Here is a 15,330-nt window from a genome sequence, read left to right on the forward strand (position 1 = left end):
TTCGTTTGCCCGGATGCAGCAAGGAGAGCGCCACGAATGACCCGGACTGAACCTTTGGGGACTGCCGAACGCACTCAACTCCGTCTCTACCGGACGCTGCAGACAGGAATTAGAAACGCCATGGTCTCTCTCGCACTCATCAGTCAGTTGCTTGCCTCGGGCAAGGCTGCGGCGGCCGTCACCGACGGTGGTCTTTTCAAGATGTCAGGCAAGCAGGCGGCACTGGCCGCGCTGCTGCCGGAATTCGCCTCCCCTGTGTCGGCCAAGACGTCGAAAGCGTCCGCCACGGCCGATCAATCCTTCACGGCGAAGGTCACGAAAAGCCTGAAGGTATCGCTCGAGGCCAGCGAAAAGGGCAAGACGCAGGAAAGCTCGATCCTGACGTTCGAAGCCACGACGACGAAAACGCTGTCCAGCCAGAAGACCACCTCGCCCGGCAAGGGCAAGAAGCCGGTCCCGGCACCGGTCGAAGACGAAGTGACCCCCGCCCCGGCCCCGGTCGAACCCACCCCGGTCGTGACCGAACCCGCTCCGGCCCCAGTCGAGCCTACCCCGGTCGTGACCGAACCCGCCCCGGCCCCGGTTGAACCCACCCCGGTCGTGACCGAACCCGCCCCGGCCCCGGTCGAGTCCATTCCGACCACCCCCGAGCCGCTGCCCGTGACCGACACGACGACGCCGCAGGCCCCGACCGACGGGCCGGTCATCCAGACCTCGATGGCCACGCAGGCGATGACCGGCCGGGTCGCGACGATCCAGCTTGATCTGGCGCCGGGCGCCACCGTCCAGGTGACGGGCCAGCCCGCCTATGGCCGTGTCACCGTGAACCCCGACAATTCCCTTGCCCTGGTGCTGACCGGCGAGACGAGCGTGGACGATCTGCTGTTCTCGGTCGAAATCCGGCATGCGAACGGCACGCTGGAACAGCAGGAAATCGCCGTGGACGTGACCGAGGGCCTTCAGGCCGGCGGTTGGGGTCTGGGCGATTATTACATGCTTGAGACCGGCAGCGACGGCCGCGTGGTGGTCGAACATGGCGAGATCCACCGCGAGGTCTATATCTCGGGCAACGCTGCGGCGCTGAGTGCGGCCGACATCGCCGCACGTGAGGGTGTCTCGGTCGAAAGCGTGACGACGAAATTCCTGATGGATCGCCCGCACTATGGCGCAAGCGCGGATCTGGCGCTGGACGAAGCCATGGGCATGAAGCTCTGGAATGCGCTGACCGACAACCAGAACACATCGCACTGGCTGCTGTTCGAGCGGGGCTATACCTATTCGCCCGGCCGCGTGGTTCAGGACGATGCCGATGGCGAATCCGAGCTGCATCCGCTTTATGTCACCGCCTACGGCAGCGGCGCCGATCCGATCTTCGCGACCGAAGTCAAGCTGATCAAGATGTCGTGCGAAAACGTCGTGTTCCAGGGCATCGAGTTCGCCGGCGGCTTCACCGCCCTTGTCGGGTCGAACCTGCTGATCGACGACGTGCAACTCAGCGGCACCAACGGCGTCGATGTCCAGAACGTCCTCGGCTTCACCATGCGCAATACCGAGGTGCTGGATATCATCCGCGACGGCACCTACGACGGCAGCGATTACTGGTCGCCCAAGTCGAACCGCACCAGCGGCGTCTATGTCGAGAACACCAAAGGTCTGCTGATCGAAAACGTCCTGATCGACCACTCGGGCTGGGCCGAGGGCTACGATTACAACCTGTCGGCCACGTCCGGCGGTCAGCCGCCGAGCATGTATTCGCACAACTTCTATCTGCAAGGCACCAACAGCGACATCACATTCCGCGACAACATCTCGCTCCGGCCGGCGTCGGACGGGGTGCAGGTGCGCTCGGGCGGCCTGGTCGAGGACAACATCTTCATCGACGGCAATGCCAGCCTGTTCACCGGGGCGACCAACAACTATTCGCTGGTGACAGGCAACGTCGTCACCTCGGGGGCGCACAAGACGGTTTCGGCCGGACAGGGCGCGCTGACCCAGGGCATCGTGAACAACGGCTATCTGACGACGCTGCTTGACAACCTTGTCACCCACATGGCCGATCCCAACAACCCGGCGGAAATCGCCGCGAAAACCATCACCCACAATGCTCTGAACAGCGCCCCGCCCCTCTACTACAACGACACGATCGTGCATAACTGGGGCAAGCAGGCGAACCTTAACACCGCCGGTCTCGACACCAGCCTGTTGAACGCCACCACGATCCAGAAGTTCGCAGCCCTCGTGACCGGAAAAAGCACGGCCACCATCGAGGATCTGGCACAACATCTGCGTGCCAACAGCGACGACCGGATCGATGGCACGCTGGACGCCGACACGATCATCGCCTACTTCCGGGAAGCCTTCGGCATCGATCTGGCCGAGACCGACGCAGGCAGCGCCCGCTTCGTGCCGAGCGATCTTGGCGAAGGCATGCGCTGGGACAACCGGCTGAACTGGGATACCGGCGTGCTGCCGACCGAGGGTCAGGACATCGATCTGGGCAACAACAAGGTCTACTACAGCGGCACGACCACGATCGGCGATCTGAAGCTTGGTTCTTATGGCGAGCTGGTGGTGAACAACGGCCGCCTGAATGTCGGGGGCGATGTCCTGACCGAAGGCTCCGGCGCCCGGCTGATGATCGACAAGGCCGGCCAGGTCTGGGTGGACGGCTATTCCGACGCCAATCTGCTCAATATCTCGGTTGCGGGCGGTCGGTTCGCCAACGTCGGCGATGTCGACGGTGCGATCCGGATGGATGTCTCGGACAACGGTCAGGTGATCTTCGCCACCGGCGGCGCGAACTTCGACCTGCGGGCCGGCAGCCAGATCATGCTGCACGGCGATGACATCCGCGTGGGCTTTGACGGCGCATCTTCGGGCAATGCTGTGCTGCGGCTGAACCAGGACTCGGCTCTGGGCTTCGATGCCGGGGACGACGGACGGATGGGCCGGATTTCCGAATTCGTCAGCGGCGCGTTCGGCAATTCCCCGAATGTCCAGTCGGGCGTGAACCTCGGGTCGGCACAACTCTATCTGGATCTGAACGGGATGGTTGCGGGAAGCCATGTCCTGATAGCGGTGGACGAGATCATGGGCTCGTTCGGCGGTTTCAGTGCGGCGGGCCTTGGATCGGCGCGCGATGCCACCATCCTTGTCGACTACACCGCCGATCAGGTGGTGCTGCAACTCGGGGCCGAGGGTGCGGGCTCGGGCCGGCTGGATCTGGTGACGAACGGCAACCAGAGCGACTTCGCCACCACGAATGCCGCGCTGTGGCAGGCGCTGACCGATGGCCATGGCAGCTATGCCCAACCCTCGACGACGGAAGCCGCCCTCGCCTGGGACTGGATCTAAGGGATCATGGCGGATCTGCGCCGGCCGTCTCCTCCCCGGGCGGCGTTCAGATCCGGAAAAGATCCGGCAGGGGATGTCCTGCCAACACCACATCATAGACGCGGCGCACCTGGGCGGCCTTGGCCGCCCAGGTGAACTGTCGTTCCACCATGGCCCTGCCCGCCGCGGCCAGACGCGGCAGATCCGACGGATCTGCCAGAATCCGGCCCAGCCGGTCGCGCAGCCCGGCGATGATCGCGGGCCGCGGCCCGATCGGAATCCGGTAGCCCGTGGCCTCGGTCACCAGCTCGCCCGGCCCGGCATAATCCACCACCACCGGCACCAGCCCCAGCGCCATCGCCTCAAGCACCACCCCGCCGCCGAATTCGCGGATCGAGGGGAAGGTCATCAGGCTTGAGCGCACCGCCACATCCTGCACCGCCCGGTGGTCGAGCATGCCGTGAAACGTCACCCCGCCCGCGATCCCCAGCGCCCGCGCCTGATCTTCCAGCGCGCCCCGCATCGGCCCGTCACCGATGATGTCCAGCGCCAGCCGCCCGTCACGCAGGAAGGGTGCCGCCGCCTCAAGCAGCATGTCCGGCCCCTTGTAGGGCACCAGCCGCCCGATGAAACAGGCCCGCAGCGGGCCCTCTGTCCGCTGTTCCGCCCGCTTGTTGAACCGCGCGGGGTCGATGGCATTCTCGGGCAGGTAGACGGTCTTGTCGCGATGGCGCGCCGGGATCTCGCCTTGGGTGTGGCGCGAGCCGACAAGGATCGCGGCCGCCGTCGACAGCGTGGCGGCCCGCCCCGGAAGCAACCTGTAGGCGCCGCGGACATAGGACAGCCATTCGCGTTCGCGCCGACGCTCGGCGTCAAAGCCCGCAGGCCAGGGCACGCCCCCGTTCAGCGGGCCCAGCACGAAGGGCACGCCCGCCCGGGCCAGATGGCGGGCGATGGGGGACTGAACCGTAGGGCTGAGCGGGGTCACCCGATGCACAAGGTCATAGCGCCCGGCCCGCAGATCGGCACCGAAGCGGGCCCAGACCAGCCGCTCGAAATAGGGATAAGAGATCGCGTTGATCGCGGTCGTCATGGTCCAGCCCTTGCCCGACCCCATGCGCAACAGGCTGGCCAGCCGGTGCATCGGCCGTGCGATGGCCTCGGAATCGATGGCGGTGAAATCTTCGCCTTCGCAAAGACCTGCGCGCAGGATGGCCTCTCGGTTGCGGATCTGGGTCACCAGATGCACCCGCGCCACGCCGCGCAGCGCATGGGCCAGCGACCAGCCGACCAGCGGCACGCTGACCCATTCGGGGTTGGCGGCCTCTGCCAGGATCAGGACGCGGGGGGCATCGGACATCGGCCGCCTTTCAGCCATGACGGAATCGCGACTGGACAGGCGCAGGCGAACGGGCAATCCTTTGATCCTGCAAAGTCATCATCAACCAATCCATGATAGCAAACACATATTCATTCCCATGCGCCCCGCGCTGAGACAAGATCATTCGAAAAAGAGGGTATAGACATGCCGGCAACGGCCACCACTGTCCGGTCCCGACCGCGCGTCCTGCCGGGCCATGGCCTGTTCTGGCTGCTGGCGGCGGCGCTGGCGGCGGGCTTTTATTTCATCGACGGGCTTGATGCGCTGCTGACCGCATGGCAGCGCCCGGAATACAGCCACGGGCCACTGATCCCGGTCTTGTCGGGGCTGTTGTTCCTGCGCCAACTGAAGGAATATCCGCCCGAAACCGGGCCGGTGCGCGACCGCTGGGTGGGGGTTCTGGTGCTGCTGGGCGCCATCGCCTTCGGCACAGCCGGCAAGCTGGCCAATATCTCGGACATCGTGGCCTATGCCACCATTCTGTGGGTGGGCGCGATCCTGCTGATCGGCTTCGGCTGGAACCGGGGCAAGCATTTCTGGCCGCCGGTGCTGCATCTGATCTACATGCTGCCGCTGCCGGCGGTGCTGTATTTCAAGGTGTCGAACTCGCTTCAGTTCATCTCGTCGGAACTGGGGGTGCAGTTCCTGCGGATGCTGTCGGTTCCGGTCTATCTTGAGGGCAACATCATCGATCTGGGTGTGCTTCGGCTGCATGTGGCCGACGCCTGTTCGGGGCTGCGTTACCTGTTCCCGATCCTCAGCTTTTCCTACATCTTCGCAGTGCTTTACCGCGGGCCGATCTGGCACAAGGCGGTGCTGCTGATTTCGGCGGTGCCGATCGCGGTGCTGATGAATTCGGTCCGGATCGCGGTGGCCGGGGTGCTGGCGCAGAAGTTCGGCGTCGAATGGCTGGAAGGGTTCACCCATTTCTTCGAGGGCTGGGTGGTCTTTGTCGCCTGTATCGCGCTGCTGTTCCTGCTGGCGCGGGTGATGCTGTTCTTCCATGAACGCCGGATGGGGCTGGCCGAGGCGCTGGACCTGGATACCACGGGGCTGGGCACCCAGGTTCTGCGGCTGCGCAACGTGCAGGCTTCGGGTGCGCTGATCGCGGCGGTGGCGGTGATGGTGGCGGTGAACCTGGCCTGGCTGGCGCTGCCCCAGCGCAACGGCACCAGCATCGAGCGCGATCCCTTCACGCTGTTTCCCCGCCAACTGGCGGATTGGGAACAGACCGGCCCGCGCGAGATCCTGCCACCAGAGGTGGAACGTGCGCTTCAGGCCGACGACTATCATTCGGTCAATTTCGTCCATGCCGTCAGCGGCGCCCCGGTGGGCTTCTTCTCGGCCTGGTATGCCGATCAAAGCAATGGCGGCATCCACTCGCCCGAGATCTGCCTGCCCGGTTCCGGATGGGAGATCGCCTGGCTGCAACGGCTGGACATCACCGAAGAGATCGGCACTGAAATGCCCTTCAACATCAACAAGGCGGTGATCCAGCGCGGCGAGTCCCGGATGCTGGTCTATTACTGGTTCGAGCAGAAGGGCCGAAAGGTGGCCTGGGATTTCGCGGCCCGGTTCTACCTGCTGGCCGACGGCGTGCGCTCGGGGCGGACGGATGGCGCCATCGTGCGGCTGACCACGCCCATCCTTGACGGCGAGACCGAGGCCGCGGCGCAAGAGCGGCTGACCGGCTTTCTGAAAGAGGTGCTGCCCCCCCTGCCGCGGTTCGTGCCGCAGCTTTGACCAAAGCGGCCCCCGCAAGGATCGCGGGGGCCGGATTCGGCGCGGGATGGGATCAGTTATAGGTCATGTGCTTTTGATCGGCGGTATCGACCTGTTTCAGCGTCCAGATCAACGCATCCAGCAGGTCGGGATCGTCGATCTCCGGATCGGGCATGCCGGTTCCGGGGGCAAAGGCATTGGGATCGCGCAGATAAACTTTCAGGGTCTCGTCGTCCCAGACGCCGCCCCGCGCCCGCAGCGACGGCGAATGGCCCGAAAAGGTCGTGGTCGCGATCTTCCGCCCCGCCACCCCGTTCAGCGAGGGGCCGGTGCCGTTCACATACTGCTCGAAGGAATGGCACTGGTTGCAGGCATCCAGCGTGCTGAGAACCCTCTGCGCCAGCGCGGGGGGAAATTCCACCGCGACACGCTTGCGGACATCTTCCAGCGGATCGGGGCGGCGCTCGGCGCGGAACAGGATCAGGTCGTTGCGGTCGGTCAGCACCGCGATCCGGTCGGGGCCGACCTGGGTGACAAAGCGCACCCGTTGGCCCAGGGCGATGCGTTCGACGAACAGGACACGTTCGCCCTCGATGCGGATGTGAAACAGGCTCTGGCCGAACTCGGCCGAGGACAACGAGCCCGCGATCAGATCGCCATCCCAGGCCGGATCGAACCCGTCCAGCGCCACCAGCGACGAGGGCGCGACCGAGGGCAGCCAGGCATAGACCGGCTTGTCATGCAGGTCGTGGCGGGCATAATCGCCTTTGATCGGCATCGGCAGGCCGCTGTAAAGCGTGCCCAGCGTCTCTTCGGGCCAGCCGTAATTGCCGCCTTCGCGGATCAGGTTCAGTTCGTCCCCGCCGCGGTAGCCATGCTCGACCGTCCAGAGCCGGCCGAGCTTGTCGATGGCGATGCCGCCGGGGTTGCGATGCCCCTTCGAGACGATGCGCGACTGGCCGGTGACAAGATCGATGGCCATGATCTTGCCGAAGCTGGTCTGGTCGGACTGGATGCCGGCGTCATAGGTCAGGATGCCGTCAAGCTCATAGTCGCCACTGGACAGATAAAGCGTCGAGGGCGCCCGGAACGCCATCCGCCCGCCGGCCCCCAGCCCGGAAAGCGCGGTGCCGGCGGGGTTCAGCGGCTGGCAGGGATAGGTGTCAAACAGCGTCTTCCAGTCAGAGGCCGCATTCTTCAGATCGGCCACGTCACGGACGGCCTCGGGGATCGGCAGCCAGCTGACGCGGGTGCCGTAACATTCCCTGTCGGCATCGAACCGGGTGTAGGAGAGCACAAGGCCGCGTATCCCACCCTCGTCCACATAAAGCATGTGGTTGAAGCGAACGCGTTGGAACAAGTGCTGATAGCCCTGGTATTTCCCGGTCCGGGCCAGCGATTTGTAGGCCTCCAGCCCGTTTTCGGGCGGGACGATCGGGGTGCGGCGCAAGGCGCCTTCGTCCTCGCGCAGAACGAAGCTTTCGCCCTTGTGGTTCATCACCAGCAGCCTGTCGCCCCAAAGCGTAAGGCTGCCGCCGTTGACCCAGTCGTTGCCGGGCTGGGGATAGACCTGGCCCACAAGACGCAGGTGGGTGGACTCGATCTGCGCCATCTTCTGCGCCAGCGGCGAAGGTTGGCCGGCCAGCGCCTTCAATTTGCGCTCGACCCGGGTCAGGACGGAATGGGCCGGGTTCAGCCCGAACCGCTGGGTATAATAGCCGGCCAGATAGGTGGCCCCGGCCAGGGCCGCGACAAGGCAAAGCGCCAGAAGCAGGCGAAAGGCACGGCGAAGGATCGAGGGGCGGGACGACATATCTGGCATGAAAACACCTGATGAAATCCAGAGACCCAGGACCCTAACACACCAAAGCCGTCAGGGCGCCGGTCAGACCTCGCCCTGATAGTAGTAATCCGCCTCGGCCTCGACATGGCGGCAATCGTTCAGCACCACGCCCAGCACATTGGTCAACTGGCCGACCTCGCGCTCGCAGGTATCGAGATGCGAGGCCCGGGTCTGTTCCGCCTTGGCCAGGACCAGTGCGCAATCGACATATTTCAGCACCGCGCGGGCGTCGTCGGTCTGAAGCATCGGGCCAAGGTCAAAGATCATCACATGCGGCGCATAGCGGGCCTGAAGCGTATCCAGCACCTCGCCGGTCTGACGCGCAGTCAGGATGTCGGTCGGATCGGCGGTCGAGCCGCCCGACATCGCCAGCGCAAGGTTGCCGTTCACGCACAGCATATGGTCCTGCGGGCTGACCTGGCCGGTCAGCATGTCGCGCATGTTGTGCTGCGGCCGACACCCCAGCAGCGCGGCCACCCCCGGCCTGCGCATGTCCAGATCAAGCAGCATGGTCCGGGTCTGGGTCTGCCGGCTGAGACCGAAGGCCAGGTTGCAGGCCACCGTGCTCTTGCCGCAGCCCTGTTCGGGCGAGGTGATGGCCAGCCGGGTCCAGCCGTTCTGGCGCATCGCCAGAAAGACCTTGGTGCGCAGCACGTCGAAGGGGGCGGCCTCTTTCTGTGCGATATAGGAAAAGATGCGGTGGCGGTGCAGCACGGCCGGATCGGGGGTAAAGGGCGCAAGCTCGGCCCAGGGGCCTTCGGTGCTGACGGGCGCGCGGGCCGCCGTGACGGCAGGCCGGGCATCAAGGGCCTGGCCTTCCCGCGACTCGCGGGCCTTCTGAAGGGCTTTCTGAAGCTTTTCCATGGGTGTCCGGTGGTTCTGGCGGGATCGCGCCCGCGCCTCAGGTCAGCCGCTCGACGATCAGCGAGAACAGACGGTCAAGCGGCATGTAATAGGTATCAAGCGCCCAGAGCAGCGCCGGCACCGACACCGCGACCACGGCCACCCCGGTCAGGCGCCGCAGACGCCGAAGCCGGCGCTGCACCGCCGTCTCGATGCGCGGCAGCGTGGCCAGGGGCGTGATATCCAGCCGCGCCACGATGTCGCCCGGCCGGCGGACCGACTGGTTGACCAGTTCCAGCAGCACGAACAACCCACCGGCCAGCGCAAGCCCCGCCGCCACGCCAATGGCCACGATCTTCGGCCGGTTCGGGCTTGACGGCGCGTCGGGCACGCTGGCGGGTTCCAGCACGCTGATCCGCTCGCCCTTGGACGACAGTTCGATCCGCTCGGTCATCCGGGCCTGGTTCAGGCGCTGGACGGCCGCGGAATACAGCGCCTGGGTATCGGCGCGCTGACGCTCCATCGCCTCGATCGCGATGCGGTTCGAGGGCGTGCGGTTGATGCCGTCGGCCAGCGCCTCGAGTTCGGTCTGAACGCTGGCGATCTCTTGCTGAAGGCCGGCGATGCGGGTGTCGATCTCGGCCAGGGTCACGTTCAGCACCGAATCGGTCGAGGTGCCTTCGCTGGCCGGCGCCTGTTTCGTCAGCCGCTCGCGCAGCGCATCGACCTGGGCCTGCAACAGCCGGATCTTCGGGTTCTGCGGCGAATAGACCGCCAGCGCATTGCTCAGTTCCTGTTCCAGCGTCTGAAGCTGGCGTTGCTCGGGGGTCAGCGGCAGCGCCCCCGAGGCATCGAAGGTGCCGTTGGCCTCGTAGGCGCGCTGGATGCTGGCGCGCTGCTTTTGCAGATCGTCCAGATCGCGCACCGAACGCGACAGCCGTTCCTGCAACAGCGCCTGCCGGCTCATGCGGTATTCCAGCGTCTCGGGCAGGGCATCGGCATTGGTGTTCTTGAATTCGACCAGCCGCGCACTTTGCCGGTCAAGCTCCTGGGACAGGGTGTCGACCTCTTGCTGGAAGAAATCCAGCGTGCTTTGCGCCCGGCCGGCACGGAAACTGCTGTTGGTGGACAGAACGATGGTCACATACTGGTTCACCACCGCCGCCACCTGCTGCGGATCGGGGCCCGAAAACCGGATGGTCATCAGCGTGGCCTTGTTGCGGCCGCTGGACTGGGTGACGGCGGTGCGCTCGCGCATCTGTTCGACGATGTCGTCGGGCGACATGGCGGACGCATTGGCAAAGACGGCATTCTGGCGCGCCACATCCAGCAGGTTCGCCCGGGTCATCAGGCGCTGCTGGATCACCTCAAGCTGTTCGGCCGCCGCAATGTCGCTGGGCGCACGCGCCGTCGTGTCAAGGATTTCCGGGCTTTCGACCAGCAGCTTCGCCGAGGTGGCATAGGTGGTGGGCGCACGCACCGCCACAACCAGTCCGATCCCGGAGGCCAGAAGGAACAGCCCCGCCATCGCCGGCAGGCGGCTGGACAGGATACGGGCATAGAACCTGATGTCGTCGATCATTCGGCAGCTTCGTTCTTCTCGCTGGGGACAGGATCGCAAAGCAGCATGACGCCGCCCGGATTGAGAGCGCCCTGGGTGAAGGGGCCGACGAACACGCCGTCGGAAAGGATCTCGCGGATGATGGGCAGATCGACCCTGCGTTCCTCGGCGCTGGCGGCATAGACCAGCGCAAGATCGCACAGCTTGTTGATCAGCCGCGGCGTGCCGCGGGTTTCGGCATGGACGGCCGCGATGGCCGCTTCGGTGAATTCCTCGCCAGAGCCGTCGACATGCTGAAGCCGGTGGCGGATGTAGGCCCGCGTCGCCGTCTCGTCGAGCCGTTCCAGATGATAGGCGGCCGCGATCCGCTGGGCGAACTGTTCCAGCCGCGGGTCCTGGATCATCCGGCGCAGCTCGGGCTGGCCCACAAGGATCAGCTGCAAAAGCTCGTCCTTGTTGGCGTTGATGTTGGTCAGCATCCGAAGTTCTTCCAGCGTCTGGATCGACAGGTTCTGCGCCTCGTCGATCACCAGCACCACATAGCGGCCCTGGGCATATTCGGTGATGACGAAATCCTGGAACTGCTGGAACATCGACACATAGTCGGCATCGGGATCGGCCCGGATGTCGAGCGCGTAAAGCACCCAGCGCAGCAGGTCGCCGCGTTCGCCCTGCGCGTTCGAGATCAGGCCGATGCGGATGTCCGGATCGACCGAGGACAGCAGATACTGAAGCAGCGTGGTCTTGCCCACGCCGATCTCGCCGGTGACCACCGTCAGCGGCGCCCGTGTCGCGATGCCATATTCGAGAATCGTATAGGCCTTGCGGTGCGCCCCCGACCAGTAAAGGAAATCGGGGTCGGGCAGCAGGGTGAAGGGCCGCTCGCGGAACCCGAAGAAGTTCATGTAGAGATCAATGGCCATGGCACACGCTGCGACGCTTCGGCCGGAAAAGCTGGGTCATTTATGGGTATGGTTCAAAAACATCTGGTCACTCTTCTCCCCTGCGACAAGCTTCAGGTCAACTCTGCCCGTGCGAAACAATCGGGCGGGCGGTTCGCGGGGCCGGTCTTGCCCGTGACGCCTGTTTCCAACCTTAAGGCAGCCCGGGCCGGAACGTGAACCGTTTCCTTGGCCCCGGCGTCCGCCGTCCACGGACCCTGTCTTTCGCGCATTCTGACAGGCCATTCGGGCAAGATCGCGGCAAAGCGCCCCCTGCACGCGAAGTTGCATCCCGCGCGGCAGGTGGGGCAGGCGCTTGCCAGACCCGGCAGCCCCCGCAGACAGCCCCCGAAAGCCGGTTTCCTTTCCCCGCGAAATCGGCCAGCCTGCGATCATTCCAGACAACGGTTCATTGCCCGACATGAGTTTTTCTCCCACCCTTTCCGCCCGCCCGCCCCGCATCGCCCTTGCCGTCGCAGCCCTGCTGCTTGTTGCGGAACTGGGGGGGATCGGGCTGATCTTCAAACACGGGATCGCGTTCACCTGTCTTGACAACTGGCCGGCCCTGGCCTGCCGGGGCAGCAGCCGCACCCTGGTCGCGCTTTACTGTGTGCTGGGGACGCTGGCCCTGCTGGCGATGCTGCGGCCGGAACCGTTCCGGACCCTTGTCGGCGCCGCGGGCGAACGGCTTTGGCCGCTGGCCCTGAATGGCGCGGGCGTGGCGCTGGCGCTGGTTCCGATGGCGCTGCTGCGCGAGGGCGGCGGGGCGGCCGCGCTCTGGCCAAGCCTTGGGGCCTGGGTCGCGGGGATGGCGCTGATTCTTGTCGGGCTTGGGCTTTATCTGGCGCCGGCGGCGCGCTGGCGGGCGTTTCTGGCGGAAGCCTGGCCCAACCTTCTTCTGGTCACCGCAGCCGGCGCCGCGGCGCCGTGGCTGGCCGTGCTGATCCGCCCGCTCTGGCGGATCGAGGCCATCGCAGACGCCACCTTCCGCGCGGTAGCCGCGATCATCGGCTTTCTGGGCTATGAGGTGACGGCCGATCCCGCGCGGAAGATCATCGGCACCGACGCTTTCTCGATCTCGGTGGCGCCGGTCTGTTCGGGGATCGAGGGCATCGCGCTGGTGACGCTGTTTGTCACGCTGTATCTGGTGCTGTTCCGGCGGGATCTGCGCTTTCCGCGGGCCCTGCTGCTCTATCCGCTGGGGATCGCGGCCTCGGCGCTGCTGAATGTGGTGCGGATCGCGGCGCTGCTGGTGATCGGGCTGGAGGGCAATCCGGCGCTGGCGGTGGGCGGGTTCCACAGCCATGCCGGCTGGCTGATGTTCACGCTGGTGGCGCTGGCGATCGTGGCGCTGGCGCAGACGGTGCCGGCGCTGAAGACGGCAGCAGTCCCACGGGCCACGGCCCATGCCCCCCTGCCCTTCCTGCGCGATCCGGTGGTGGCGCGCATCCTGCCGTTTGCGGTCTTCATGGCGACGGCGCTGGCGGCCTCGACGCTGACGGCCCAGCCGGGGGTGGTCTATCCCTTGCGGATGCTGGCCCTGACGGCGGTGGTTCTGGCCTTCGCGCCGCTTTACCGACACCTGCCCTGGCGGATCGACCCCTGGGCGGTGGGCGTGGGCGCGGCAGTGGGGCTGATGTGGGTGCTGATCCCGGTCGCCCCCGCCGAGGCCCCGCCCCATGGCGCGCTGGCGGGGGGGCTTTTGGTGCTGTGGTTCGTGGTGCGCGGACTGGGCACGGTGCTGCTGGTGCCGCTGGTCGAGGAATTGTTCTTCCGCGACTATCTGGAAGGCCGGCTGCGGATCGGGACGGGACGGGCCTGGGCGATCTTTGCCGCCCTTGTCACCGCGGCGCTGTTTGCCGCCCTGCATGACCGCTGGGCCGAGGCGCTTGTGGCAGGTCTTGCCTTCTCGGCGCTGGCGCGGCGGCAGGGCAACATCACCGACGCGATCCTGGCCCATGCGGTGGCGAACCTTATCGTCTATGCCGTGGCGATCGCGACGGGGAACCTGGCGATCATCTGACGGCCCAACCCTGTCCCTGGCCCCGCAGGACCATGCCGGCGGCAGGGACGGGGATATCGGGGTTTGTCCTTAATTTTGCCTCAAACCTTGAGCATTTAATCCGAAATGGTCTTTGACCCATCCGAACGTGATCTTGACACATCTGAATGAATGGCCGGACGGACATATGCAGGAGATTGATTTGAAAAAGAAATTCTTCAAGATTGGCCTTCTGGGCCTGGCCTTGGCGACAGGGCTGATGGCCACACCGCCAGCCGATGCCGCAACGATCGGATTCGACATCGACTGGACGAATTCCTCGGTCGCGGTGACCAAGAACGGCCGGGCCTGCGCGGCGGGGATCGACTGCGGCGTGATCGCCACGCTGATCAGAAACGACGGGGCGATCCGGGTCGGCACCGGCGACAGCGAACAGGTGGACCTGCTGACCCTTGAAAGCATACCGGGCTTCCGCGAGCCCAACCGGGGCGCCTATACGATCAGCGTGAACCTTGCCTTCTCGCTGGCGCAATCGAACGGGGAAACCCGGAATTTCACCACCACCGCCATCGGCACGCTGAACCAGCGCGGCGCGCTGTCGTGGACCACGATGGAGCCGATCCTGTTCAACGGATCAGAGGTCGCGCTGTCGTTCGGCGGTGGCCAGGGCGGGCAAGGCGTGGCGCAGGCCACCGTCACCGGGATCAACGTGGTGCCGCTGCCGGCCAGTGCGCTGCTTCTGGGCGCGGGCGTCGGCGGGCTGGCACTGCTGCGCCGGCGCAAGCGCCGCACCGCCTGAAACCGGCCCCTTCGGACCCGCGGCCGGCGCCCCTGCGCCGGCCGCTTTCGTTTCAAAGCAGCGATTTCGCCAGATCGTCAAAGGCGCGCAGCTCTGCAATCAGCGCGCCCATCCGGTCGACCGGGATCATGTTCGGCCCGTCCGAGGGCGCGCGGTCGGGATCTTCATGGGTCTCGATGAACAGCGCCGACACCCCAACCGCACAGGCCGCCCGGGCCAGAACCGGCGCGAACTGGCGCTGGCCGCCGCTGGCACCGCCCAGCCCGCCGGGCTGCTGCACCGAATGGGTGGCGTCAAACACCACCGGCCAGCCGGTCGCGGCCATCACCGGCAGGCCGCGGAAATCGGTCACCAGCGTGTTGTAGCCGAAGGATGTCCCGCGTTCGCACAGCATGATCCTGCGGTTCCCGGTCGAGGCCACCTTGTCGGCCACGTTCTTCATGTCCCAGGGCGCCAGAAACTGGCCCTTCTTGATGTTGATGGCGCGGCCCGTCTCGCCGGCTGCCAGCAGCAGGTCGGTCTGCCGGCACAGGAAGGCGGGGATCTGCAACACGTCGCAGACCTCGGCCGCTTTGGCGCAGTGCCAGACCTCATGCACATCGGTCAGCACCGGCACGCCGAATTCCTCGCGGATGCGGCCGAGGATCTCAAGCCCCGTTTCCATCCCAAGCCCGCGCGAGGTGCCCAGCGACGAGCGGTTGGCCTTGTCATAGCTGGCCTTGAAGATGAAGCGCGTGCCGGTGGGCGCGCAGGCCTCGCTGATGCGTTCGGCCATCATCCGGGCATGGTCCAGGCTTTCAAGCTGGCACGGCCCCGAGATCAGCGCGACCGGATGCGCCCCCCCGATGGCGATGTCGCCGATGGTGACGATGGTGGTGGGCGTCTGTGTCATGGCCGTCTCCCGC

The 15,330-nt window shown here is 65.8% G+C and carries 10 protein-coding genes; 4 read left to right on the plus strand and 6 right to left on the minus strand.

The window, feature by feature from the left end; translation table 11 throughout:
• The first annotated feature begins 120 nt into the window (after positions 1–120).
• Positions 121–3,354 (plus strand): right-handed parallel beta-helix repeat-containing protein, encoded by a 3,234-nt coding sequence (locus CRO07_RS18785; protein ID WP_176504602.1) that lies wholly within the window; start codon positions 121–123, stop codon positions 3,352–3,354.
• Between the two features lie 46 nt (positions 3,355–3,400).
• On the opposite strand, the gene CRO07_RS15790 is transcribed toward CRO07_RS18785, so the two are convergent.
• The gene (locus CRO07_RS15790; protein ID WP_235841045.1) at positions 3,401–4,693 is read right to left on the minus strand and encodes a glycosyltransferase family 4 protein; all 1,293 of its coding nucleotides are present in this window, start codon (positions 4,691–4,693) and stop codon (positions 3,401–3,403) included.
• Positions 4,694–4,858: 165 nt separating this feature from the next.
• Here CRO07_RS15790 and xrtD point away from each other — a divergent pair, with 165 nt between their 5' ends.
• Positions 4,859–6,457, plus strand: coding sequence for a VPLPA-CTERM-specific exosortase XrtD (gene xrtD, locus CRO07_RS15795; RefSeq protein ID WP_097031623.1), 1,599 nt, complete (start codon positions 4,859–4,861; stop codon positions 6,455–6,457).
• A gap of 52 nt (positions 6,458–6,509) precedes the next feature.
• Here xrtD and CRO07_RS15800 read toward each other — a convergent pair whose 3' ends face one another.
• From CRO07_RS15800 to CRO07_RS15815, 4 genes are all read right to left on the minus strand, one after another.
• Complete coding sequence (locus tag CRO07_RS15800; RefSeq protein WP_097031624.1) at positions 6,510–8,258, minus strand: PQQ-dependent sugar dehydrogenase; 1,749 nt, start codon at positions 8,256–8,258, stop codon at positions 6,510–6,512.
• Between the two features lie 63 nt (positions 8,259–8,321).
• Positions 8,322–9,143, minus strand: coding sequence for a tyrosine-protein kinase family protein (locus tag CRO07_RS15805; RefSeq protein ID WP_097031625.1), 822 nt, complete (start codon positions 9,141–9,143; stop codon positions 8,322–8,324).
• 37 nt (positions 9,144–9,180) lie between these two features.
• Positions 9,181–10,704 (minus strand): GumC family protein, encoded by a 1,524-nt coding sequence (locus CRO07_RS15810; RefSeq protein ID WP_097031626.1) that lies wholly within the window; start codon positions 10,702–10,704, stop codon positions 9,181–9,183.
• Complete coding sequence (locus CRO07_RS15815) at positions 10,701–11,606, minus strand: ExeA family protein (protein ID WP_097031627.1); 906 nt, start codon at positions 11,604–11,606, stop codon at positions 10,701–10,703. The genes CRO07_RS15810 and CRO07_RS15815 overlap by 4 nt, the downstream gene beginning before the upstream one ends.
• Positions 11,607–12,045: 439 nt before the next feature.
• On the opposite strand from CRO07_RS15815, the gene xrtE reads away from it, so the two are divergent.
• Together xrtE and CRO07_RS15825 are read left to right on the plus strand one after the other, a co-directional pair.
• Positions 12,046–13,647, plus strand: a complete 1,602-nt coding sequence (xrtE, locus tag CRO07_RS15820; protein WP_097031628.1) for an exosortase E/protease, VPEID-CTERM system — start codon at positions 12,046–12,048, stop codon at positions 13,645–13,647.
• Positions 13,648–13,828: 181 nt separating this feature from the next.
• Positions 13,829–14,425, plus strand: coding sequence for a VPLPA-CTERM sorting domain-containing protein (locus tag CRO07_RS15825; RefSeq protein WP_204840033.1), 597 nt, complete (start codon positions 13,829–13,831; stop codon positions 14,423–14,425).
• A gap of 52 nt (positions 14,426–14,477) precedes the next feature.
• On the opposite strand, the gene kdsA is transcribed toward CRO07_RS15825, so the two are convergent.
• Entirely contained in the window at positions 14,478–15,317 is an 840-nt protein-coding gene (gene kdsA, locus CRO07_RS15830) for a 3-deoxy-8-phosphooctulonate synthase (RefSeq protein WP_097031630.1), read from the minus strand.
• Positions 15,318–15,330 lie beyond the last annotated feature (13 nt).

The organism is Cereibacter ovatus, assembly GCF_900207575.1.
GTDB classification, from domain to species: Bacteria; Pseudomonadota; Alphaproteobacteria; order Rhodobacterales; family Rhodobacteraceae; genus Cereibacter_A; species Cereibacter_A ovatus.